The organism is Actinomadura meridiana (genome assembly GCF_039537545.1).
GTDB classification, from domain to species: Bacteria; Actinomycetota; Actinomycetes; order Streptosporangiales; family Streptosporangiaceae; genus Spirillospora; species Spirillospora meridiana.
On the sequence record NZ_BAABAS010000005.1, the window covers coordinates 28,779 to 48,878 of the forward strand.

Consider the following 20,100-nt stretch of genomic DNA (forward strand, 5'->3'; position numbering starts at 1 on the left):
TCCCTTGAACGGGGACGGCGTGTCCGTGGCGACGGACACGAGCAACGGACTCGAACAAGCGGCGGGACACCCCTGGTTTCACGCCATGTCCCGCGTCGGCTTGATCGCGCGAGGATTCCTCTACCTACTCATCGGCTGGCTGGCCCTCCGGGTCGCCTTCGGCGGCAGCGGCCCGGAGGCCGACCGAAAGGGCGCGCTACAGATCGTCGCCGACAAACCCGGCGGCCAACTGATCCTCGCGCTGATGGTCGCCGGTTTCGCCGCCCTGGCCCTCTGGCAGTGCGCGGAAGCGGCCTACGGCCGTCCCGTGCCAGACGGCGACGCCCCCACCAAGCGCCTGGCCTCCGCCGGACGCGCCCTCGTCTACGCGGCCGGCTGCGCGGCGACGCTGGCGTTCCAGTTCGGCTACCAGGGCAAATCCAGCGACCAGCAGTCGAAGACCCTGACCGCACGCCTGATGGGGCAGCCAGGCGGCCGCTGGCTGGTCCTGGCAATCGCCGCAGCGGTCGTGGTCTGGGGCGCCGTAGTGATCGTCAACGCGGCCCGCCGCACCTTCATGGACGAACTCGAAACCGCCCGAATGGGCCGCCTCGCCCAACGCGCCGTCCAGCCGTTCGGCGTCATAGGCAACACGTCCCGTGGCCTGGTCGCCGCCGCAGTCGGCGCCTTCCTCGCCTACGCCGCCCTGACCTTCCAACCAGACAAGGCCAAGGGCCTGGACGGCGCCCTCCGCGAATTCGCCACAACCCCCGCAGGCCCCTGGGGCCTGGCCGCCCTGGCCGCCGGAGTCCTCACCTTCGGCCTCTACAGCCTGAGCGAAGCCCACTACCGCAAACTCAACCCCACAACCCGCCCAACCTGACGCGCGTCCGATGACCGCAGGACCGAACCACGGGTCGCGTGACCGAACACGCCCCATCGCGTCTGATGACCGCAAGATCGAGTCCACGGGTCGCGTGGCCGGAGGCGCCCCAGCGCCGTAGGTCGCGCGACCCGACGGGCGGTGGGCCGTTTTCGTAAGCCGCCCCAGCGGCGCACGAAAAGGGCCCACCGCCCGCCAACGGGGGTTCCAGGGGGTCGCCCCCCTGGGAAGACACAGCCCCCTGGGAGATTAGGGCTGGTAGGGGGCTAGGGCTTTCCAGCCTGGGTCGCTTGTGGAGGCTAGTTTTGCTTTGCCTTCGGCCCATCCTGCGGTGAGTTGGTCGAGTTCGGAGATGACGCCTGAGTCGGGGTCGACGTACAGGTGGAAGACGCGTAGGCCGTCGCCGGTTTCGCGGACGGCGAGGACGGCGCGGTCGCCGAGTTTGCCGAGTTTCTTCTCGAAGGCGCGCAGCGCGCCCGACGACGGTTCGACGGGTAGCCGGTCGGGGTTGCTGTTGGCGTACGGGACGCTGATCGCCACGTGCAGGTCGCAGAGCGGGTAGTCCTGGCGGTGCAGTGGGAACCGGGCGCCGAGGCGGGCGGGGTGGCCGCGCGGCGTGCGGCCCTCTCCGGTCAGCCAGGCGGGCTCGGAGAACGGTTCGGAGATCTGCTCGACGACCGAGGGCAGCATCGACGGCGGCAGCGAGTCGATCGGCGCCTCGGTGGCGATCGAGACCTCGCCGACCCAGCGGGCGACGTCGTCCTCGCCGAGGGCCCAGTGCAGGACGTTCAGCGCGACCTGGATCCGCTGCTCGTCGGCGACGAACAGGAAGTCGGGGTGGTAGGCGGTGAGGTGCACGCGGGCCCGGTCGGCGTCGGCGCGCATGCCGAGCCGGACGTACTCCAGGTCGAACTCGTGGTCGCCGAGGATGAGGTCCTGGCCGAGCATCTCCGGGTCGGGCTGGCGCGCGGGGTGGAACGTCCATCCGGCGGCGGCCGGGCCGGTCGGCGCGGCGCGCACCCAGCGTTCGGTGATGCCGCGCAGCTCGGGGTTCCCGCCGCCGGTGACGGTGAGGGACGGGGCGCGGTCCTCCGCGCCGCCGATCTCCCACAGCAGCCCCGGGTTGATCTTGTGGATGCGGCGCGACAGCTCCTCCATCGCCTCCGCGGACAGCCCGCCGCCGGGTTCGGACGCGTCCGCCTCGGCGGCGTCGACGTCGACGGAGTCGAGTTCGGACATGTCGATGTCGGCCGTGTCGAACTCGGCCGGGTCCGGTTCGGGCCGGTCGGGCCCGGACGCCAGGGACGCTTCGATCGTCGGGCGGGCCTGCGCCCACCAGTCCCAGAACTCGCTGATCGCGGGCGGCGTCACGGCGGACGTGTCCCGCGGACGACGGAAGATTCCCAACTGTCGTCTCTTCCTTGTCGTGGTCAAGCGGCCGAACCGCCTCATGACCGGGGCCGATGAGGTCGCTGGAGGATGTGCCGGCATGGCGGGGGCTCGGCGGGAGATCCGGCGAGGCCATGCCCGTTGCGTAAACCCTACGTGAGCCGCCGCTCTTCCCGTGGAAGGCCGCCCCCTCCGATGGCGTCCGCCCGCGTCCGGAAATAGTGTCGGGGACGCGGGCCATGGCGCGTACCCTCGAAGAGTTATGGCTCTGCGTGTACTTGCCGCCATGTCGGGCGGCGTCGACTCCGCCGTGGCCGCCGCCCGTGCCGCCGAGGCCGGGCACGACGTCACCGGCGTGCATATGGCCCTGTCCAGCAATCCGCAGTCGTACCGGACGGGCGCGCGCGGCTGCTGCACCCTGGAGGACTCCAGGGACGCCCGCCGCGCCGCCGACGCGATCGGCATCCCCTTCTACGTGTGGGATCTCGCCGAACGCTTCCACCAGGACGTCGTGGAAGATTTCGTCAGCGAGTACGCGGCGGGACGTACCCCGAACCCGTGCCTGCGCTGCAACGAGAAGATCAAGTTCGCGGCGCTGCTGGACCGCGCCATGGCGCTCGGGTTCGACGCCGTCTGCACCGGCCACTACGCGCGGCTGGACGGCGGCGTCCTGCGGCGCGGCGTCGACGAGTCCAAGGACCAGTCGTACGTTCTCGCGGTCTGCACGCCGGAGCAGCTCGCGCACGCGCTGTTCCCGCTCGGCGACACCGCCAAGGCCGACATCCGCCGGGAGGCGGAGCGGCGCGGCCTCCAGGTGGCCGACAAGCCCGACAGCCACGACATCTGCTTCATCGCCGACGGCGACACGCGCGGCTTCCTCGCCGAGCGGCTCGGCACGGCGCCCGGCCCGATTGTCGACGCCGACGGCACCGAGGTGGGCCAGCACGACGGCGCCTACGCCTACACGATCGGGCAGCGCAAGGGGCTGCGGATCGGGACGCCCGCGTCCGACGGGCGCCCCCGCTACGTCCTGGACATCTCTCCGGTGACGAACACGGTGACCGTGGGTCCGCGCGAGTCCCTGGACGTGCGGGAGATCACCGGCGAGCGTCCGGTGTGGCTGAGCGACGTCCCGGACGGGCCGTTCGGGTGCCACGTCCAGCTCCGCGCGCACGGTGAGGTCCACGCCTGCACGGCCGAGGTCGACGGCGACGTGCTGCGCGTCAGCCTCGCGGCCCCGGCCCGTGGTGTCGCGGCGGGGCAGGCAGCCGTCCTGTACGACGGCGACCGCGTGCTGGGCTCGGCCACGATCGCCGACACCGTCCGAGTCCCCGCCTAGGGTTTCGATCGGACGATCTTTACGTTGGAGGGTGTTGTGGAATTCGGTGTGTCGACGTTCGTGACCGACGACGGGATCCGGCCCGCGGCCCTCGGGCGGGCGCTTGAGGAGCGCGGGTTCGCGTCGCTCTACGTCGCGGAGCACACGCACATCCCGGTGAAGCGCGAGACGCCGTGGCCGGGCGGCGACGAGCTGCCGCGCCACTACCACCGGACGCTCGACCCGTTCGTCGCGCTGACCGCCGCCGCGACGGCGACGGAGCGGCTGCGGGTCGCCACGGGCATCGCGTTGATCATCCAGCGGGACCCGATCACGCTGGCCAAGGAGGTCGCGTCGCTCGACCTGGTCTCCGATGGACGGGCCGCGCTCGGCATCGGCGCGGGTTGGAACCGGGAGGAGATGCGCAACCACGGCACCGACCCGACGACCCGGATGCGGCTGCTGCGCGAGCGGGTGCTCGCCGTGAAGGAGTTGTGGACGAAGGACGAGGCGGAGTTCCACGGCGAGTTCGTCGACTTCGACCCGGTGTTCTCCTATCCGAAGCCGGTGCAGGAGCCGCACCCGCCCGTCCTGATCGGCGGCGCGGGGCCGACGACGTTCGACCGCGTCCTGGAGTTCGGCGACGGGTGGATGCCGATCTACGGCGCCGCGGGCGATCTCGTCGCGAACATCGCGGAGCTGCGGGAAGGGGCGGGCCGCGCGGTGCCGGTCACCGTGTTCGCGACGCCCGACAGGCGTGAGATCGTCGCCGAGCTGGAGGCCGCGGGCGTCGACGAGGTGCTGTTCCAGCTCCCCACCGAACCCGAGGACGAGTCCCTCCGCATCCTGGACCGGTTCGCCGAGCTGACGTGATCGCCGCGCCGGTAGGGTGCCACCCGTGACGACGAGTTACCCCTGGCAGACGGGGACGGCGACCGGGGTCGGGTCCTATCCGGGCGATGACCCGGCGGAGGCGCTGCGGGTCGTTCTGGGTGAACTGCCCGAGCTGCCGCATCTGCCGGAACTGCCCGCGCGCGGCCCCGGCGCCGACCTCACCGGACGGACGGCCGGGCTGCTGCTCGACATGCCAGTGCACCTGCAACCGTCCGGCTGGCGGTTCTCCGACCGTCCGGGCCGCGACACACTCCGGTCCCACGACCATCTGGCCCGCGACCTGGACGCGCTGGAGGAGCAGGCGGGCGGCCACGACGGGCCGTTCAAGATCCAGGTGTGCGGGCCGTGGACGCTGGCCGCGACGATCGAGCTGCGGCACGGCGACCGGGCGCTGAAGGATCCGGGCGCCGTCCGCGACCTGGCCGCCTCGCTCGCCGAGGGCGTCGCCGCGCATGTCGCGGACGTCCGCCGCCGCCTGCCCGCCGCGCGGATCCTGCTCCAGCTCGACGAGCCGAGCCTGCCCGCCGTCCTTGCCGGGACGGTCCCGACCGCCAGTGGCTTCTCGCGCCTGCGCGCCGTCGAGGCGCCCGTCGCGGAGGACACGCTCCGGACGGTGATCGAGACGGTCTCGGCGGACGACGCGGCCTATCCGATCGTCCACTGCTGCGCGCGGAACGTCCCGTACGCGCTGCTGCGCGGCGCCGGAGCCAAGGCGATCTCGGTCGATCTGAGCGTGGTCCCGAGACGCGACGACGACGCGATGGGGGAGACGATCGACGCGGGGACGGGCCTTCTCCTTGGCGCGGTGCCCGCGACCGACGCCGTCCTGCCGTCCCTCCAGACGACCGCCCATCCGGTACGGGAGCTGTGGCGGCGGCTCGGGTTCCCGCCCGCGCGGCTGGCCGAACAGGTCGTGATCACCCCGTCCTGCGGGCTGGCGGGCGCGTCGCCCCGGCACGTCAGGGCCGCGCTGAGACGGTGCCGCGAGACCGCCCGGATGATCTATGAGGCGGCGGCCTGACCAGGCGCGGCGCAGGCCATATTGTCGGTGGTGGCGGCCACAATGGGGGCATGAGCATGAGCGACGACGGTGTTCCCAGCCAGGCACGGCAGCGGCATCTTGAGCTGAGCCGGGAGATCGACGAGGCCAACTACCGTTACTACGTCCTCGATCAGCCGACGCTCACCGACGCCGAGTACGACGCCCGCATGCGCGAGCTCCACGACCTGGAGGCGCGCCATCCGGAACTGGTCACGCCCGACTCGCCGACGCAGCGGGTCGGCGCGCCGATCATCACCGACTTCGCGACCGTCCGGCATCTGGAGCGGATGCAGAGCCTCGACAACGCGATGACCGGCGACGAGTTGCAGGCGTGGGACGACCGCGTCGTCCGGGAGGTCGGCGAGGTCGCCGGTTACCTGTGCGAGCTGAAGATCGACGGACTCGCGATCGCGCTGACCTACGAGAAGGGGCGGCTCGTCCGGGGCGTCACCCGCGGCGACGGCCGCACCGGCGAGGACGTCACCAACAACGTCCGCACCATCGCCGACATCCCCGACGTGCTGGCGGGCGAGGGCTGGCCGGACGTGCTGGAGGTCCGCGGCGAGGTGTTCCTGCCCGTCGAGGGGTTCGAGCAGGTGAACGCCGCGCAGGTCGAGGAGGGCAAGGAGCCGTTCGCCAACCCGCGCAACGCGGCGGCGGGCTCGCTGCGCCAGAAGGACCCGCGCGTCACCGCGCACCGGCCGCTCGGCATGCTCGTCCACGGGTTCGGCGCGTGGCGCGGCGGGACGCAGCCCGAGAGCCAGTCCGGCGCCTACGAGCTGATGCGCGGCTGGGGCCTGCCGGTCAGCGACCGCTACCGGGTGCTCGACGGGATGGACGCCGTCCGCGCGTACATCGCCGAGTACGGCGACGACCGGCACGGCACCGCCTACGAGATCGACGGCGTGGTCGTCAAGGTCGACCAGTTCTCGTTGCAGCGTCGGCTCGGGTCGACGAGCCGCGCGCCGCGCTGGGCGATCGCGTGGAAGTACCCCCCGGAAGAGGTCAACACCAAGCTCCTCGACATCAAGGTCGGCGTCGGGCGGACGGGCCGCGTCACCCCCTACGGCGTGATGGAGGCGGTGAAGGTCGCCGGGTCCACCGTCGAGCGCGCCACGCTGCACAACGCGAGCGAGGTGAAGCGCAAGGGCGTGCTGATCGGCGACACGGTCGTGCTGCGCAAGGCCGGTGACGTGATCCCCGAGATCGTGGCGCCGGTGGCCGCGCTGCGGGACGGGTCCGAGCGCGAGTTCCAGATGCCCGCCACCTGCCCCGAGTGCGGCACCGAACTGGCGTACGAGAAGGAGGGCGACGCCGACATCCGCTGCCCGAACGCCCGCTACTGTCCCGCGCAACTGCGTGAGCGGCTGTTCTTCATGGCCGGACGCAACGCGCTCGACATCGAGGCGCTCGGCTATGTCGGCGCGACGGCGCTGACGCAGCCGCTGGAGCCGTCCGACCCGCCGGTGAAGAACGAGGGAGACCTGTTCCACCTGACCGTGGAGCAACTGCTGCCGATCAGGAGCCTCGTGCTCGACCAGCGGACGGGCACGTCCAAGATCGACCCGAAGACCGACGAGCCGAAGGTCGTGTCCTTCTTCGCCAACAAGGAGGGCGAGCCGAAGAAGACCGTCGAGATCCTCTTCGACGAGCTGGAGAAGGCGAAGCAGCAGCCGCTGTGGCGGGTGCTGGTGGCGCTGTCGATCCGGCACGTCGGGCCCTCGGCCGCGCAGGACCTGGCCCGCGAGATGCGGTCGATGGACGCGATCTCGACCGCCTCCGAGGAGGAGCTGGCGGCGGTCGACGGCGTCGGCCCGACGATCGCGGCCTCGATCAGGGCGTGGTTCGAGGTCGACTGGCACCGCGAGATCGTCGAGAAGTGGCGGACCGCGGGCGTCCGGATGGAGGACGAGGGCGCGCAGGGCCCGCGTCCGTTGGAGGGCGTCAGCGTGGTGATCACCGGGTCGCTGGAGGGCTTCAGTCGCGACTCGGCGACCGAGGCGGTGCAGCGGCTCGGCGGCAAGGTGTCCGGGTCGGTGTCCAAGAAAACGGGCTTCGTGGTCGTCGGCGACAGCCCCGGCTCTAAATACGACAAAGCGGTCAAGCTGGGCGTACCGGTCCTGGCGGAGGACGGGTTCCGGGTGCTGCTCGCCGAGGGGCCGGATGCGGCCAAAAACGTGACCGTGAGCGCCGACGAATAACCCCGCGTGGTCAAAACGTCGCCACCAGGTTCGCGTTACTCAGGGGTACACTTTAACTACCCAACGGTGAGGAGCGGGCGGGGGCCGGGCATAACGGAACGTGCCCAAACGGTTTCGCGAAGTTGAGCGAAGGTCGTACTCTCCCTCTCATCACGACCCACACCTGAATCTCCGGACGTGACACCCGGGGGGAGTCCCCCGGGGGCGGGGACGCCCGGTGCCGGGGGAACGGCCCCCCGAACCCCCCGAGGATGTGATGAAGGACCCGAACAACACGCGGAACACGGCACCGCGCCGCGGCTCCCCGTTGTGGATCTACTTCGTCGCCGTCATCCTGCTCGGCGGCGTCGCCTGCGCCGTCGCGTTCACCGGGCTGACGGGCGCCGACCTGGACGCGCTCGTCCGCATGCCGGTGTTCTGGATCCTCGCCTGCTTCATCATCTTCGGCGAGCTGCGGCCGATCGTCACGCCCGGCTCCACCGGGCACAACGGGGCGACGACGTCCACCACGTTCTCGTTCGCCGCGCTGCTGTACGCGGGGCTGCCGATCGCCGCCGCCCTCCAGGCCGTCGCCGTCATCACCTGCGGCATCTTCCGCGGCCGCACCCCGCACCGCATCGCGTTCAACGTCGCGCAGTACGTCCTCAGCTTCGCCGCCGCCGAACTCGTCCTCGCGCTGTTCGGCGACGTCGCGACCCCCACCGACCCGTGGGTGCCGGACGGCGCCGACCTCCCCGCGGTCGCGCTCGCCGGGACCGTCTACTTCCTCTGCAACGACACGCTCGTCGGCTCCGCCATCGCGCTGCACGAGCGGATCTCCCTGGTCAAGGCGCTCCGCTGGGACCTCGGCTACCAGGTCCTCGTGCACCTGGCGCTGCTCGGCCTGGCCCCGCTGATGGTCGTGGCCATGGACCGCTCCGCCGTCTTCCTCCCGCTGATCGTGCTGCCGTTCATCGCCGTCTACCTGAACGCCTCGGTGTCGGTCCGGCGCGAACACCAGGCCCTGCACGACGGGCTGACCGGCCTCCCGAACCGCAAGCTGCTGATCGTCCGGACCGAGGAGGCCCTCGCCGAAGCGCGCGGCGCCGAGAAACGCGACACGGAGAAACGGACCGCCCCCCGGCGCGGCGGTCGCGCCGGGATCGGGTCGCGGCTGCGCAAGACCACCGACGATCCGAAGCACCGCTGCGGGCTGTTCCTGCTCGACCTCGACCGTTTCAAGGAGGTCAACGACACGCTCGGGCATCCCACCGGCGACCGCCTCCTCCAGATCGTCGCGCACCGCCTGACGCACAGCGTCCGTCCCGGCGACCTCGTGGCGCGGCTCGGCGGCGACGAGTTCGCGGTGCTGCTGCCGTCCGTCCGCGACGAGGCCAACGCCCGCGAGGTCGCCGCCCGGCTGCGCGCCGCGCTCAGCGAACCCGTCCGGCTCGACGGCATGTCGTTCGATCTGGAGGCCAGCGTCGGCATCGCGCTGTTCCCCGACCACGCGCCCGACTTCGAGCTGCTCCTGCAACGCGCCGACGTCGCCATGTACAACGCCAAGGAGGCCCGCTCCGGCGTCGCGATCTACTCCGCCCGCAAGGACCGCAACTCCCCGGCCCGGCTGCGCATGCTCGGCGACCTGCGCCGCGCCGTCGACCGCTCCGAACTCGAACTCTTCTACCAGCCGAAGGTGGCGCTGCGGGACGGCCAGCTCGTCGGCATGGAGGCGCTACTGCGCTGGCGCCATCCTGACAGGGGCATCCTCGAACCCGCGTCGTTCCTGTCGGTCGCCGAGCAGACGTACCTGATGCGCTCGATCACCCGCCATGTCGTGGAGGCCGCCCTCACGCAGGCCGCCGCCTGGTGGCGGGAGGACCTCACCGTCCAGGTCGCGGTGAACGCGTCCGGACGCGACCTGTTCGACACCGGCCTCACCGAGACCATCGAGGAGGGCCTGCTCGCCCGCGGCCTGCCCGCCGCCGCTCTCCAGTTGGAGATCACCGAGCGGATCCTGATGAACGAGCCCGCCTACGCCTCCGACACCGTCGGCGCGCTCGCCGAACTCGGCATCCCCCTCAGCCTGGACGACTTCGGCACCGGCTACTCCTCCCTCGTCCGGCTGAACCGGCTGCCGGTCGAGGAGATCAAGATCGACTCCTCGTTCGTGGGACGGCTCGTCGAGTCGCCCGAGGACGCCGTCATCGTCCGCTCCATCGTCGACCTCGCCCGCACCCTCGGCCTGCGCTCGGTCGCCGAGGGCGTCGAGGACCCGGCCACCGCGGGAATGCTCCGCGAGATCGGCTGCGACGCCGCCCAGGGCTGGCACTTCGGCCGCCCGATGGACGCCGAGACCGCCACCGACTGGCTCCGCCGCCACGTCCAACGCGCCCCCGAACCGGCCGCCTGACCCATACCCGCGAAACCCCCGCGAGCACTACGATTCCGGGCCATGAACAACAACACCCTTCGCTTTGTGGTGTTCGGCGTCTCGCTCGTCGGAATGGGCCTGATGCTCCTGATGATCATCGACTCGGGGTCCGCGGACTCCGGGGAGGAGATCACGTCCGAGGACATGGCCACGGTGATCGGCGCCGGTTTCATCATGCTCTCCTGCGCGGTCATGGGCGGGGCCGCGCTGACCGGCCTGAAACTGTCGGACTCGAAGCCGAAGCAGGTCACCTTCCCGTACCAGCAGGGCGCCGTCCCCCAGCAGGGACAGCCGTACCCGCAGCAGTACGGCCAGCCCCAGCAGTACGGCCAGCAGCAGTACGGGCAGCAGGCACCGCCGCAGGAGTGACGCCCGCCGGGCGGCGCGCCCAAGCAAAACCGGTCGGGTGGAGGCGAGCGTGGCCCATAGGATGGCCCGTGAACCCACAGACATCGCAGGAACGGTTTCTCTCATGTCCGCCATCACCCGTGACGAGGTGTCGCACCTCGCCCGGCTTTCCCGGCTGGCGCTGCGCGACGACGAGCTCGACCATCTCGCGGCCCAGCTCGACCAGATCATCTCCGCGGTCGCGCGGGTGCAGGAGGTCGCGGCGGAGGACATCCCGCCCACCTCGCACGCCCTACCGCTGACCAACGTGTACCGGACGGACGAGATCCGCCCGTGCCTGTCGCCCGAACAGGCCCTCGCCGGCGCGCCCGCCGCCGAGGAGCAGCGCTTCCGCGTCCCGCGGATCCTGGACGAGGAGGCGTGATGGAACTGGTCGGCAAGACCGCCGCGGAACTCGGGAAAATGCTCGCCTCCGGCGACGTCTCCGCCGTCGAGGTCGCGCAGGCGCACCTCGACCGCATCGCCGCCGTCGACGACCGCGTGAACGCCTTCCTGCACGTCGACGGCGACACGACCCTCGCGCAGGCCCGCCGGGTGGACGAACGCCGCGCCGCGGGCGAGGCACTCGGCCCGTTGGCAGGCGTCCCCGTCGCGCACAAGGACGTGTTCACCACCAAGGACATGCCCACCACCGCCGGATCGAAGATCCTTGAGGGGTGGCGGCCGCCGTACGACGCGACCGTGACGGCCCGGCTCCGCGAGGCGGGCCTGGTCATCCTGGGCAAGACCAACATGGACGAGTTCGCCATGGGGTCGTCCACGGAGAACAGCGCCTACGGCACCTCCCATAACCCGTGGGACCTGGGCCGCGTCCCCGGCGGCTCGTCCGGCGGCTCGTCCGCCGCCGTCGCCGCCTACGAGGCGCCCCTGTCCACCGGCACCGACACCGGCGGCTCGATCCGGCAGCCCGCGTCCGTCACCGGCATCGTCGGGATGAAGCCCACCTACGGCGGCTCGTCCCGCTACGGCGTGATCGCGTTCGCCTCGTCCCTCGACACGCCGGGCCCGTTCGCCCGCACCGTCCTGGACGCGGCCCTCCTGCACGAGACGTTCAGCGGCCACGACCCGATGGACTCCACCTCGATCAACGAGCCCGTCCCCCCGGTCGTGGACGCCGCCCGCCGCGCCGACGTCAACGGAATGCGCATCGGTGTGGTCAAGGAGTTCGCGGGCGACGGCTACGAGTCAGGCGTCTCCGCCCGCTTCACCGAAACGGTCGACCTCCTCGAATCCCTCGGCGCGAAGGTCATCGAGGTCTCCTGCCCGCACTTCACCTACGCGCTGCCCGCCTACTACCTGGTGGCGCCGTCGGAGTGCTCGTCCAACCTGGCCCGCTTCGACGCGATGCGCTACGGCCTGCGCGTCGGCGACGACGGCACCCGCAGCGCCGAGGAGGTCATGGCACTGACCCGCGCCGAGGGCTTCGGCCCCGAGGTCAAACGCCGCATCATGCTGGGCACGTACGCGCTCTCCTCGGGCTACTATGACGCCTACTACGGCAAGGCCCAGCAGGTCCGCACCCTCATCAAGCGCGACTTCGAGGCCGCCTTCGAACAGGTCGACGTCCTCGTCTCGCCCACCACCCCGACCACCGCCTTCCCGATCGGCGAACGCGCCGACGACCCGATCGCGATGTACCTGGCCGACCTGTGCACGATCCCGGCCAACATGACGGGCAACGCCGCGATCTCCGTCCCCTGCGGCCTCTCCGACGGCCTCCCGGTCGGCTTCCAGATCATGGCCCCCGTCCTCGGCGACGACCGCGTCTACCGCGTGGGCGCCGCCGTCGAACGCGCCCTCGAAGACCGCTGGGGCGCCCCCCTCCTGTCCCAGGCCCCGGCCCTCTAGCCGACCAGGAACGGCGGAACGTCAGTGATCACCCGCATCGAGATAGACGGCTTCAAGTCCTTCCTGGACTTCCAGCTCGACGTCCCGCCGTTCCTGGCCCTGGTCGGCCCCAACGCCAGCGGCAAATCCAACCTCCTCGACGCCATCAAACTCGTCGCGAACATCATGATGTTCGGCCCCGAGCGTGGCTTGATCGCCCAGGACCGCGGGGGCGCCGCAGATTTGTTCCACCGCTTCGCCGATGGAGACTCCGTCAATACCGTCACCATCACTGTCGACATGATCATAGGAGGGGTCCAAGGTTTCGGGCCGGTGCCCATTCGTTCCCGCGTGGTCCTGAGGAAGAACGCAGGAGTGCCGGAAGTCAGCGAATCGGTCGCGTGGGTGAGCACACCTGAGGAGCTGTCATGGCTGGAACGACGTGGCGTGTCCGTCAACTCCGCTGGAGAACTAAGGGAAGGGCGCCGCACGCTCGAGCGGTACGGTGAACCGGCGTTCATCCAGATGGTGCCGGGAGACGGACTTCCGCGTATGGGCCAGTTCTGGCGACATTTGCTTCTGGAAGTGCGATGGTGGCACCCGTTCAGCCTGGAGCCCAAGCACATGCGGCGCCCGGCGGAAGGTCCGGACATGCTGCCGCTGGAGACGGATGGGCGGAATCTTGCGGCGGTCCTCCACCGGCTAGGAGAGTGGGACGAGCTGTGGCGGGTCGAGGCCGATCTCGCGGCTGTGATTCCAGGCGCGACTGAGATCAAGCCGCTGTTCGATGAGCGGCGCCAGGAGTACGACTTCGATGTCGTCTTCGCGAGTTCCGGGTTGGTCCAACCCCGCCTGCTCTCGGATGGAACGCTGCGTGCCATGGGCTTGCTGGCGGCCCGTCACGATCCGCTACAGATGGGAACGCTGGCGATCGAGGAGGTCGAGAACGGCCTGCATCCGAGTCGCGTGGCGGAACTGGTGCGGCGCCTGACCCGAGACTTGCCGGACTTTCGAGCGGACGAATCTCTCCGATCGCCGCACCAGGTTTTGCTGACTACTCACTCACCCGCGCTGGTCTCTGCGCTTTGGCCCGAGCAAGCAGAGGGCCTGGTGTTCACCGAGTCGGTGACGCACGTAGAGGGAGCACGGCAACGACGATCGAAGGTCACGAGGGCGCTCCCGGTGGCTGAGAACGGGGAGCCTGGCACCTTCACGAGTCCGTGGGACGTGGAGGAGTTCTTGTCGGTGGTGGAGTGGAGCGAGCCATGAGCCGACCGCTACGCCCAGGCTTGATCGCCGAGGGTGACAGCGACTGCGACTTCCTCCTTCCGGTCATCGATCGGCAGCTCAACGAGATCCTGCTCGCCAACCCGTCGGCCGACTGCGACGTGTTCCCCTCGCGCAGGTCCGTCTGCGTGAAGAAGCACGGTAAGCAGAGATTCCGGGAGGCGGCCGCGAGGCTCGCCCGCCAATGCCAGCTCGTTTTCGTCCACGCGGATCATCATGAGGTTCATGAGGCGGAAGAGATGGCCGCCGACATCGGGCAGAATCCGCACCACGCCGTGGTTCTCGTCCCCAAACGGGAGACCGAGGCCTGGTTGCTTGCCGACGCGGAGGCTTTTCGCCGCGTGCGGGGCGCCGAGATCGGCATCCTGCCGGATGACGTTGAGAAGGAACAGGATCCGAAAGCGCTTCTGAAGAAGGTCATGGGCCCGGCTGGGGTGGACAGGCCCGCTGACTACTTCGAGTTGCTCGGACAAGACATCAGCCTGGACGTTCTGAAGACCGTCCCCGCCTACAAGCGGTGGTACGACAGGACGGCGGACGCGTTGAAAGGACTGCATTACCTGTGAGTGTCGAGACGGTGATGGCGTACGACGAGGCGCTGGCGCGGTTTGAGCCGGTGTTGGGGATCGAGACGCATATCGAGTTGGGGACCGCGTCGAAGATGTTCTGCGGGTGTCCGACCGGGTTCGGGGCTGAGCCGAACACTCAGGTTTGTCCTGTGTGTTTGGGGTTGCCCGGGTCGTTGCCGGTGACCAACCGGGCGGCGATCGAGGGGATCGTGAAGATCGGGCTCGCGTTGAACTGCGACATCGTGGAGTGGTGTCGGTTCGCTCGGAAGAACTACTTCTATCCGGACATGCCGAAGAACTTCCAGATCTCGCAGTACGACGAGCCGTTGTGCGTGGACGGGTATCTCGATGTTGATGTCGATGGGGAGACCTATCGGGTCGAGATCGAGCGGGTTCACATGGAGGAGGACACCGGTAAGTCGCTGCACGTTGGGGGCGCTACCGGGCGTATTCATGGGGCCGAGTACTCGCTGGTCGACTACAACCGGGCGGGTATTCCGCTGGTTGAGATCGTGACCCGGCCGATTGTCGCGACGGGGGACAAGGCGCCGTTCGTGGCTCGTGCTTACGCGACGGAGTTGCGGGAGTTGGTGCGGTCGCTGGACGTGTCCGATGTGCGCATGGAGCAGGGGTCGATGCGCTGTGACGTGAACGTCTCGCTGATGCCGCGTGGTGCGAGCGAGTGGGGGACGCGGACGGAGACGAAGAACGTCAACTCGCTGCGGTCCGTGGAGCGGGCCGTCCGGTCGGAGATCGAGCGGCAGGCGGGTGTGCTGTCGGACGGTGGCCGTATCGTCCAGGAGACGCGGCACTTCCACGAGGAAACCGGCAGGACGACGAGCGGGCGCAGCAAGGAAGAGGCGCAGGACTACCGGTACTTCCCCGAGCCCGACCTGGTGCCGATGGCGCCGTCGCGGGAGTGGGTGGACGAGGTGCGCGCGTCGCTGCCGGAGCTTCCGGCCGCGCGTCGTCGCCGCATCCAGGGGGAGTGGGGGCTGTCCGATCTGGAGCTGCGGGACGTCGTCAACGCCGGTGCCGTCGATCTCATCGAGGCGACGATCGCGCACGGCACCGACGCGACGTCCGCCCGGAAGTGGTGGATGAACCAGCTGTCGCGGCACGCGACCGAGCAGGGTGTGGAGCTGGCGGAGCTGCCCGTCACGCCCGAGCAGGTCGCCCGCGTCCAGGCGATGATCACCGCGGGGGAGCTGAACGACAAGCTGGCCCGCTCGGTGTTCGAGGGCGTCCTCGCGGGGGAGGGCACGCCGGACGAGGTCGTCGCCAAGCGGGGCCTGAAGGTCGTCAGCGACGAGGGCGAACTCGCGTCCGTTGTCGACCAGGTGATCGCCGAGAACGCGGGTGTGGCCGACAAGGTCCGTGCCGGGAAGGTCGCGGCGGCGGGTGCCCTGGTCGGCGCCGTCATGAAGGCGACGCGGGGGCAGGCCGACGCGGGGCGGGCGCGCGAGCTGATCCTGGAGAAGTTGACCTGACGGGTCAGCGGACGGGGAGGCTGACGATCCGGTCGTCGCCCTTGGCGGGTTCGCCGCGGCCGTCCTGGTTGCTGGTGCTGATCCAGAGGGTGCCGTCGGGCGCGGGGACGACGGCGCGCAGGCGGCCGTAGCCGGAGGTGAGACGCGCGACGGGGCGGCCGACCTCGCCGTTGTCGAGGGGGATCTGCCAGAGCCGTCGCCCGGCGAGGGCGGCGGCCCACAGGGAGCCGTTCGCGTAGGCGAGGCCGGACGGGGACGCCTCGTCGGTCGACCAGGTCAGCAGCGGGTCGGTGAACCCTTCGCGGTGCTCGACGCCCTCGACCTCGGGCCAGCCGTAGTTCTTGCCCTTCTCGATGAGGTTGATCTCGTCGTAGGTGTTCTGGCCGAACTCGGTGGCGAACAGGCGGCCCTTGTCGTCCCAGGCGAGGCCCTGTACGTTGCGGTGCCCGTACGTCCAGACGAGGGTGCCGAACGGGTTGCCGGGGGCGGGTTTCCCGTCGGGCGTGGCACGCAGGATCTTGCCGCCGAGCGACTTCTTGTCCTGCGAAAGGTTCCCGTTTCCGGATTCGCCGGTCGTGATGTACAGCATCTTGTCGGGGCCGAACGCCAGGCGTCCGCCGTTGTGGTTCGGGCCGTTCGGGATGCCGGTGACGATGGGCTGCGGCGTGCCGAGACGCCCGTCGAACGTGGCGCGGACGACACGGTTGTCCGTCGCGGTCGAAAAGTACAGGTAGATGAGGTGGTCGGTGGCGTAGGCGGGGGAGACGGCGACGCCGAGCAGCCCGGCCTCACCGTCGGGTTTGACGCCCGGCACCGTGCCGACCTGCTCCCACTCCCCGGACGGTTTGACGCGCACCAGTTGGGCGGTGTCCCGTTCGGTCACGAGCGCGTCCCCGCCGGGCAGGAACGCGATCGCCCAGGGAACCTTCAACCCGGTGGCTATGTTCTTCGTCTCACCAGGGGCCTGCGACTTGGACGTCGTGGTCGGCGGCGGCGGTGTGCGCCCCTCGCCGTCGGACGAGTCCGACGAGCAGGCCGCCAGGAGCACCGCGACCGCGGCGAGGACGATGGTGTGCTTTCGCATGAGCGCCTCCGGTTGATCATACGGATCCGCGGGGCCCGCCGTTCCCGCCCCCGGATGCGGTCACTCAGCGTAATGCCGGGCAGGTGGCGCAACGGGGAGAATCCGCTTTCGGACGACCCAAACCGGTATTCGACGAGGTCGTTTGTCGCCGGGAGGACGCTCAGCCTCAATCGCTCCGTGACCTACCGAACGTACATTGAGCGTCACGGTGATCCCGTACCGCAGCAACGTAGCTGAGCTCCCAACGGGCGAATCTCCCTGTGATTCGCCCCGCTTCGCGCGGACCCTGCGCGGGGCACCATTCAGGGCCTTCCGACCGTTATCCGTGCGGTGAGGGTCGTGAACCCGTCATCTCCCCTGGCGCGTGGCCGCGCATGCAGGGACCGAGCGCTCCACCGGGGCAGGAAGGGACACGGCGCGATGAGCGGCGAGAACGCCAGGCGGGTGCCGCCGCGCGTGCTGCCGGTCGCCATGGCCGCGGTCGTCGGCGTGCTGTACGCCACCGGTTCGTTGCTGGGCTGGGGCGGGCGCGCCTTCATCGCGTGGGCGGAGGTGGGCGCCGCGGGCGCCGCCGCGGTGTCCCTGCTGCTGTCGGCCCGGTTGCCGGACGGCGTCGCCGACACGGGCCACGACCCGAGGCCCACCCGCGTCTGGCGCGCGTCATGGCGGTGGTACGGGATCGCCGCCGCGTCCTGGTTCCTGGGCGCCCTCGGCAGCGCCCTGACGGACGGGCACTCCCGCAGCGCGCTGTCCCTCTCGGTCCCCGACGTCTTCTACCTGTTCGCGCTGATGGCGCTGGTCGTCGGCCTGGTCGCGCCGATCCGGCTGCCCCGCGACGCGGGCGCGTGGCTGCGGTACGCCGCCGACACCTACGTCTGCGCCAGCGCGTTCTTCGTGCTCGGCTGGGTCGCGTTGTTCGGCGCGCTCTACCACCGGTCGGGCGAGTCGCCGTACGAGTTCCTGCTTGAGCTGCTGTATCCGCTGATCGACATCGTGTTCATCTGCGGGGCGCTGCCGTTCGTCCTCGGCGCGGCGCGTGGGCACCGCCGCCTCGCGTGGATGGGCTACGGCGCGCTGAGTGCCGTCGCGGTCGCCGACATCGTCGCGACGTTCGTGCGGCTGGACGGCGGCGGCCCGGCCGACGACCCGTCCGACATCCTGCGGCTCGCCGGGCTGCTGCTCCTGCTGCTGGTGCCGTGGACGGGCCCGGCCGCCGAGCCCGAACAGCCCGTCGACGACATCCCCGAGGACGAGACCGCCCCCGACGCGGCCGACGAGCCGTGCGGCCGCATGATCGGGCCGGGCCTCGCGCCCGCCGCGGTCGCCGCCGCGGCCGGAATGTTCATCGCGGGCCACTCGGTGACGGGGGAGAACGGCCTCGAACCCGCCATCTCGATCACGGCGGGCTCGGCGGCGCTGGTGCTGATCGCGCGGCTCGCGGGCCTGCTGCGGGAGAACGACGCGCTGCGCCGCGCGGTACGGACGGGCGAGGAGCACTTCCGGGCCCTGACCGAGAGCATTAATGACGCGGTCCTTATCTGTGACCTCGACGCCACAGTCCAGTACGCCAGCGCCGGGGCCCTGCACACCTACCACTACACGCCGGACGAGCTGCTCGGGCGTCCGCTGGGCGACCTCATCCACCCGGAGGACCTGCCGCGCGTCCAGGACGTCTTCACCGGGTTCCTCGACGACGACCAGGCGGGCCTGGACGGCTTCCAGGACGCCCTGCGCGTGTCGTGCCGGGTCCGGGCGGCGGACGGCACCTGGCTGCCGACCGAGTCCACGATCTCCCGGTACAGCGGCTCGGACGACGCCTCGGCCCGCCTGCTGATCACCACGCGGGACCTGAGCGAACAGGCGGCGTTGCAACGGCAGGTCGCGCACCTGACGTTCCATGACGGCCTGACGGGCCTGCCGAACCGGTCCTACTTCGAGGAACGCACCAGGGAGGTGCTGTCGCGGCACCCGTCCGCCGGTGAGGTCGCGGTCGTGTTCGTCGATCTCGACGGCTTCACGGCGGTGAACGACTCGTCCGGACACGCGGCCGGTGACCAGGTGCTGGCGCAGGCGGCGCGGCGGCTGCGCGGGAACGTCCAGGCCGACGACACGGTGGCGCGGTGGGGCGGCGACGAGTTCGCCGTCCTCGTCCAGATCCCGCCGGACGACCGTGAGACTCGCGCCACAGTCGAGCTCGCCGGTCGCCTGCTGCGGGTGCTTTCGGCCGACCCTTATCAGGTCGGTGACAAACAGATCGTGTTGACGGCGAGTGTCGGGATCGCGTTCGCGGGCGACGAGGAGCGGCCGGACGGCGCGGGCCCCGAGGCGGGACGCAGGCTCCGGCAGACCGCCGCCGACCTGATGCGCAACGGCGACCTGGCGATGGCCCGCGCGAAGGAGCTGGGCGGCGGCCGCGTCGAGGTGTACGCGCCGCACATGCACGCCGACGTCGTCCGGCGGCTCGAACTCGGCAGCGACCTGCAACGCGCGATGGCGGAGGAGCAGTTCGCGATCGAGTTCCAGCCGGTGGTCGACCTCGCGACGTCCCGCGTGACGGGCGTGGAGGCGCTGCTGCGCTGGCGGCGCGGCACCGAGTCGGTGCCGCCGGAGGAGTTCATCGGCCCGGCCGAGGAGTCGGGGCTGATGATCCCGCTCGGCGGCTGGGTGCTGCGGGAGGCGTGCCGGGAGGTCGCCCGGTGGCGCGGCGACTCGTGGGCGGTGGGCCTGTCGGTGAACTTCACCGCCCGGCAGATCGCCGCGCCCCGGTTCGTGGAGTCGGTCGCGGCGGCGCTGGAGGAGACGGGGCTGCCGCCGCACGCGCTGACGCTGGAGGTGCGCGAGGAGGTCCTCGTCGAGGACGCGGGCCAGAACGTGGAGCGCCTGGTGGAGCTGCGCGACCTCGGCGTCCGGCTCGCGATCGACGACTTCGGCACCGGCTACGCCTCGCTCGCCTACCTGGGGCAGCTCCCCGTCGACATCATCAAGATCGACCCGTCGTTCGTGGCGGGTCTCGGCTCGGACGAGACGCTGACCCTGCTCACCCGGACGATCGTGCGGCTCGGCAGCGACCTCGGGCTGACCGTGGTGGCCGAGGGCATCGAGCGGCCCGAGCAGCTCCAGTTGCTGCGGGAGATGGGCTGCCCGCGTGGCCAGGGGTTCCTCGTGGCGCGTCCGATGGAGGCGGAGCGGGTCGAGTCGCTGGTCCGCACGAACCTGAAGGGGCGCACGCTGTCCGGCGACGTCCCGCTGCCACTCCCGGGCTGACCGGCCGCCGCCGCCACGGCCGTCACTGTCTCACATGCTGGGACAAAGTGTC

15 protein-coding genes are annotated in these 20,100 nt (G+C 70.6%); 13 read left to right on the plus strand and 2 right to left on the minus strand.

Annotated elements, in window-relative coordinates:
- The first annotated feature begins 25 nt into the window (after positions 1-25).
- The gene (locus ABD808_RS09355) at positions 26-862 is read left to right on the plus strand and encodes a DUF1206 domain-containing protein (RefSeq protein WP_344893051.1); all 837 of its coding nucleotides are present in this window, start codon (positions 26-28) and stop codon (positions 860-862) included.
- 249 nt (positions 863-1,111) lie between these two features.
- On the opposite strand, the gene ABD808_RS09360 is transcribed toward ABD808_RS09355, so the two are convergent.
- Complete coding sequence (locus ABD808_RS09360) at positions 1,112-2,269, minus strand: DUF695 domain-containing protein (RefSeq protein WP_344893054.1); 1,158 nt, start codon at positions 2,267-2,269, stop codon at positions 1,112-1,114.
- 244 nt (positions 2,270-2,513) lie between these two features.
- Between ABD808_RS09360 and mnmA the strand changes: the two genes are divergently transcribed.
- From mnmA to gatB, 11 genes are all read left to right on the plus strand, one after another.
- Positions 2,514-3,590: a tRNA 2-thiouridine(34) synthase MnmA gene (gene mnmA, locus ABD808_RS09365; RefSeq protein WP_344893057.1), complete on the plus strand. Its 1,077-nt coding sequence runs from the start codon at positions 2,514-2,516 to the stop codon at positions 3,588-3,590.
- A 36-nt stretch (positions 3,591-3,626) separates the two neighbouring features.
- On the plus strand, positions 3,627-4,442 hold the full coding sequence (locus tag ABD808_RS09370) for an LLM class F420-dependent oxidoreductase (RefSeq protein WP_344893060.1): 816 nt from the start codon (positions 3,627-3,629) through the stop codon (positions 4,440-4,442).
- A 25-nt stretch (positions 4,443-4,467) separates the two neighbouring features.
- Positions 4,468-5,484: a methionine synthase gene (locus ABD808_RS09375; protein WP_344893062.1), complete on the plus strand. Its 1,017-nt coding sequence runs from the start codon at positions 4,468-4,470 to the stop codon at positions 5,482-5,484.
- 50 nt (positions 5,485-5,534) lie between these two features.
- Positions 5,535-7,706 (plus strand): NAD-dependent DNA ligase LigA, encoded by a 2,172-nt coding sequence (gene ligA, locus ABD808_RS09380; protein ID WP_344893065.1) that lies wholly within the window; start codon positions 5,535-5,537, stop codon positions 7,704-7,706.
- Positions 7,707-7,962: 256 nt separating this feature from the next.
- Positions 7,963-10,098 (plus strand): putative bifunctional diguanylate cyclase/phosphodiesterase, encoded by a 2,136-nt coding sequence (locus ABD808_RS09385; RefSeq protein ID WP_344893068.1) that lies wholly within the window; start codon positions 7,963-7,965, stop codon positions 10,096-10,098.
- A gap of 42 nt (positions 10,099-10,140) precedes the next feature.
- A complete protein-coding gene (locus tag ABD808_RS09390; RefSeq protein WP_344893070.1) occupies positions 10,141-10,488 on the plus strand; it encodes a hypothetical protein in 348 nt (115 codons plus the stop codon).
- A gap of 103 nt (positions 10,489-10,591) precedes the next feature.
- Positions 10,592-10,891, plus strand: coding sequence for an Asp-tRNA(Asn)/Glu-tRNA(Gln) amidotransferase subunit GatC (gene gatC / locus ABD808_RS09395; RefSeq protein WP_344893073.1), 300 nt, complete (start codon positions 10,592-10,594; stop codon positions 10,889-10,891).
- Positions 10,891-12,375 (plus strand): Asp-tRNA(Asn)/Glu-tRNA(Gln) amidotransferase subunit GatA, encoded by a 1,485-nt coding sequence (gene gatA / locus ABD808_RS09400; protein WP_344893077.1) that lies wholly within the window; start codon positions 10,891-10,893, stop codon positions 12,373-12,375. Before gatC ends, gatA begins: the two co-directional genes overlap by 1 nt.
- A 24-nt stretch (positions 12,376-12,399) precedes the next feature.
- Positions 12,400-13,623 carry an AAA family ATPase gene (locus ABD808_RS09405; RefSeq protein WP_344893079.1) on the plus strand — a complete coding sequence of 408 codons (1,224 nt, stop codon included), beginning with the start codon at positions 12,400-12,402 and terminating at the stop codon, positions 13,621-13,623.
- Positions 13,608-14,207, plus strand: coding sequence for a hypothetical protein (locus ABD808_RS09410; RefSeq protein WP_344893082.1), 600 nt, complete (start codon positions 13,608-13,610; stop codon positions 14,205-14,207). The genes ABD808_RS09405 and ABD808_RS09410 overlap by 16 nt, the downstream gene beginning before the upstream one ends.
- 14 nt (positions 14,208-14,221) lie before the next feature.
- The gene (gene gatB / locus ABD808_RS09415; protein ID WP_344895331.1) at positions 14,222-15,700 is read left to right on the plus strand and encodes an Asp-tRNA(Asn)/Glu-tRNA(Gln) amidotransferase subunit GatB; all 1,479 of its coding nucleotides are present in this window, start codon (positions 14,222-14,224) and stop codon (positions 15,698-15,700) included.
- Between the two features lie 4 nt (positions 15,701-15,704).
- On the opposite strand, the gene ABD808_RS09420 is transcribed toward gatB, so the two are convergent.
- The gene (locus ABD808_RS09420) at positions 15,705-16,784 is read right to left on the minus strand and encodes a PQQ-dependent sugar dehydrogenase (protein ID WP_344893084.1); all 1,080 of its coding nucleotides are present in this window, start codon (positions 16,782-16,784) and stop codon (positions 15,705-15,707) included.
- A gap of 420 nt (positions 16,785-17,204) precedes the next feature.
- Here ABD808_RS09420 and ABD808_RS09425 point away from each other — a divergent pair, with 420 nt between their 5' ends.
- Positions 17,205-20,048 carry a putative bifunctional diguanylate cyclase/phosphodiesterase gene (locus ABD808_RS09425; protein WP_344893087.1) on the plus strand — a complete coding sequence of 948 codons (2,844 nt, stop codon included), beginning with the start codon at positions 17,205-17,207 and terminating at the stop codon, positions 20,046-20,048.
- Positions 20,049-20,100: the final 52 nt, after the last annotated feature.

Bases quoted from the DNA above. Each gene is read 5' to 3' on its own strand.
- gatB (WP_344895331.1), top strand. From the start codon at position 14,222: ATGGCGTACGACGAGGCGCTGGCGCGGTTTGAGCCGGTGTTGGGGATC.
- ABD808_RS09425 (WP_344893087.1), top strand. From the start codon at position 17,205: ATGAGCGGCGAGAACGCCAGGCGGGTGCCGCCGCGCGTGCTGCCGGTC.
- ligA (WP_344893065.1), top strand. From the start codon at position 5,535: ATGAGCATGAGCGACGACGGTGTTCCCAGCCAGGCACGGCAGCGGCAT.
- gatA (WP_344893077.1), top strand. From the start codon at position 10,891: ATGGAACTGGTCGGCAAGACCGCCGCGGAACTCGGGAAAATGCTCGCC.
- ABD808_RS09390 (WP_344893070.1), top strand. From the start codon at position 10,141: ATGAACAACAACACCCTTCGCTTTGTGGTGTTCGGCGTCTCGCTCGTC.
- gatC (WP_344893073.1), top strand. From the start codon at position 10,592: ATGTCCGCCATCACCCGTGACGAGGTGTCGCACCTCGCCCGGCTTTCC.
- ABD808_RS09385 (WP_344893068.1), top strand. From the start codon at position 7,963: ATGAAGGACCCGAACAACACGCGGAACACGGCACCGCGCCGCGGCTCC.
- ABD808_RS09420 (WP_344893084.1), bottom strand. From the start codon at position 16,784: ATGCGAAAGCACACCATCGTCCTCGCCGCGGTCGCGGTGCTCCTGGCG.
- mnmA (WP_344893057.1), top strand. From the start codon at position 2,514: ATGGCTCTGCGTGTACTTGCCGCCATGTCGGGCGGCGTCGACTCCGCC.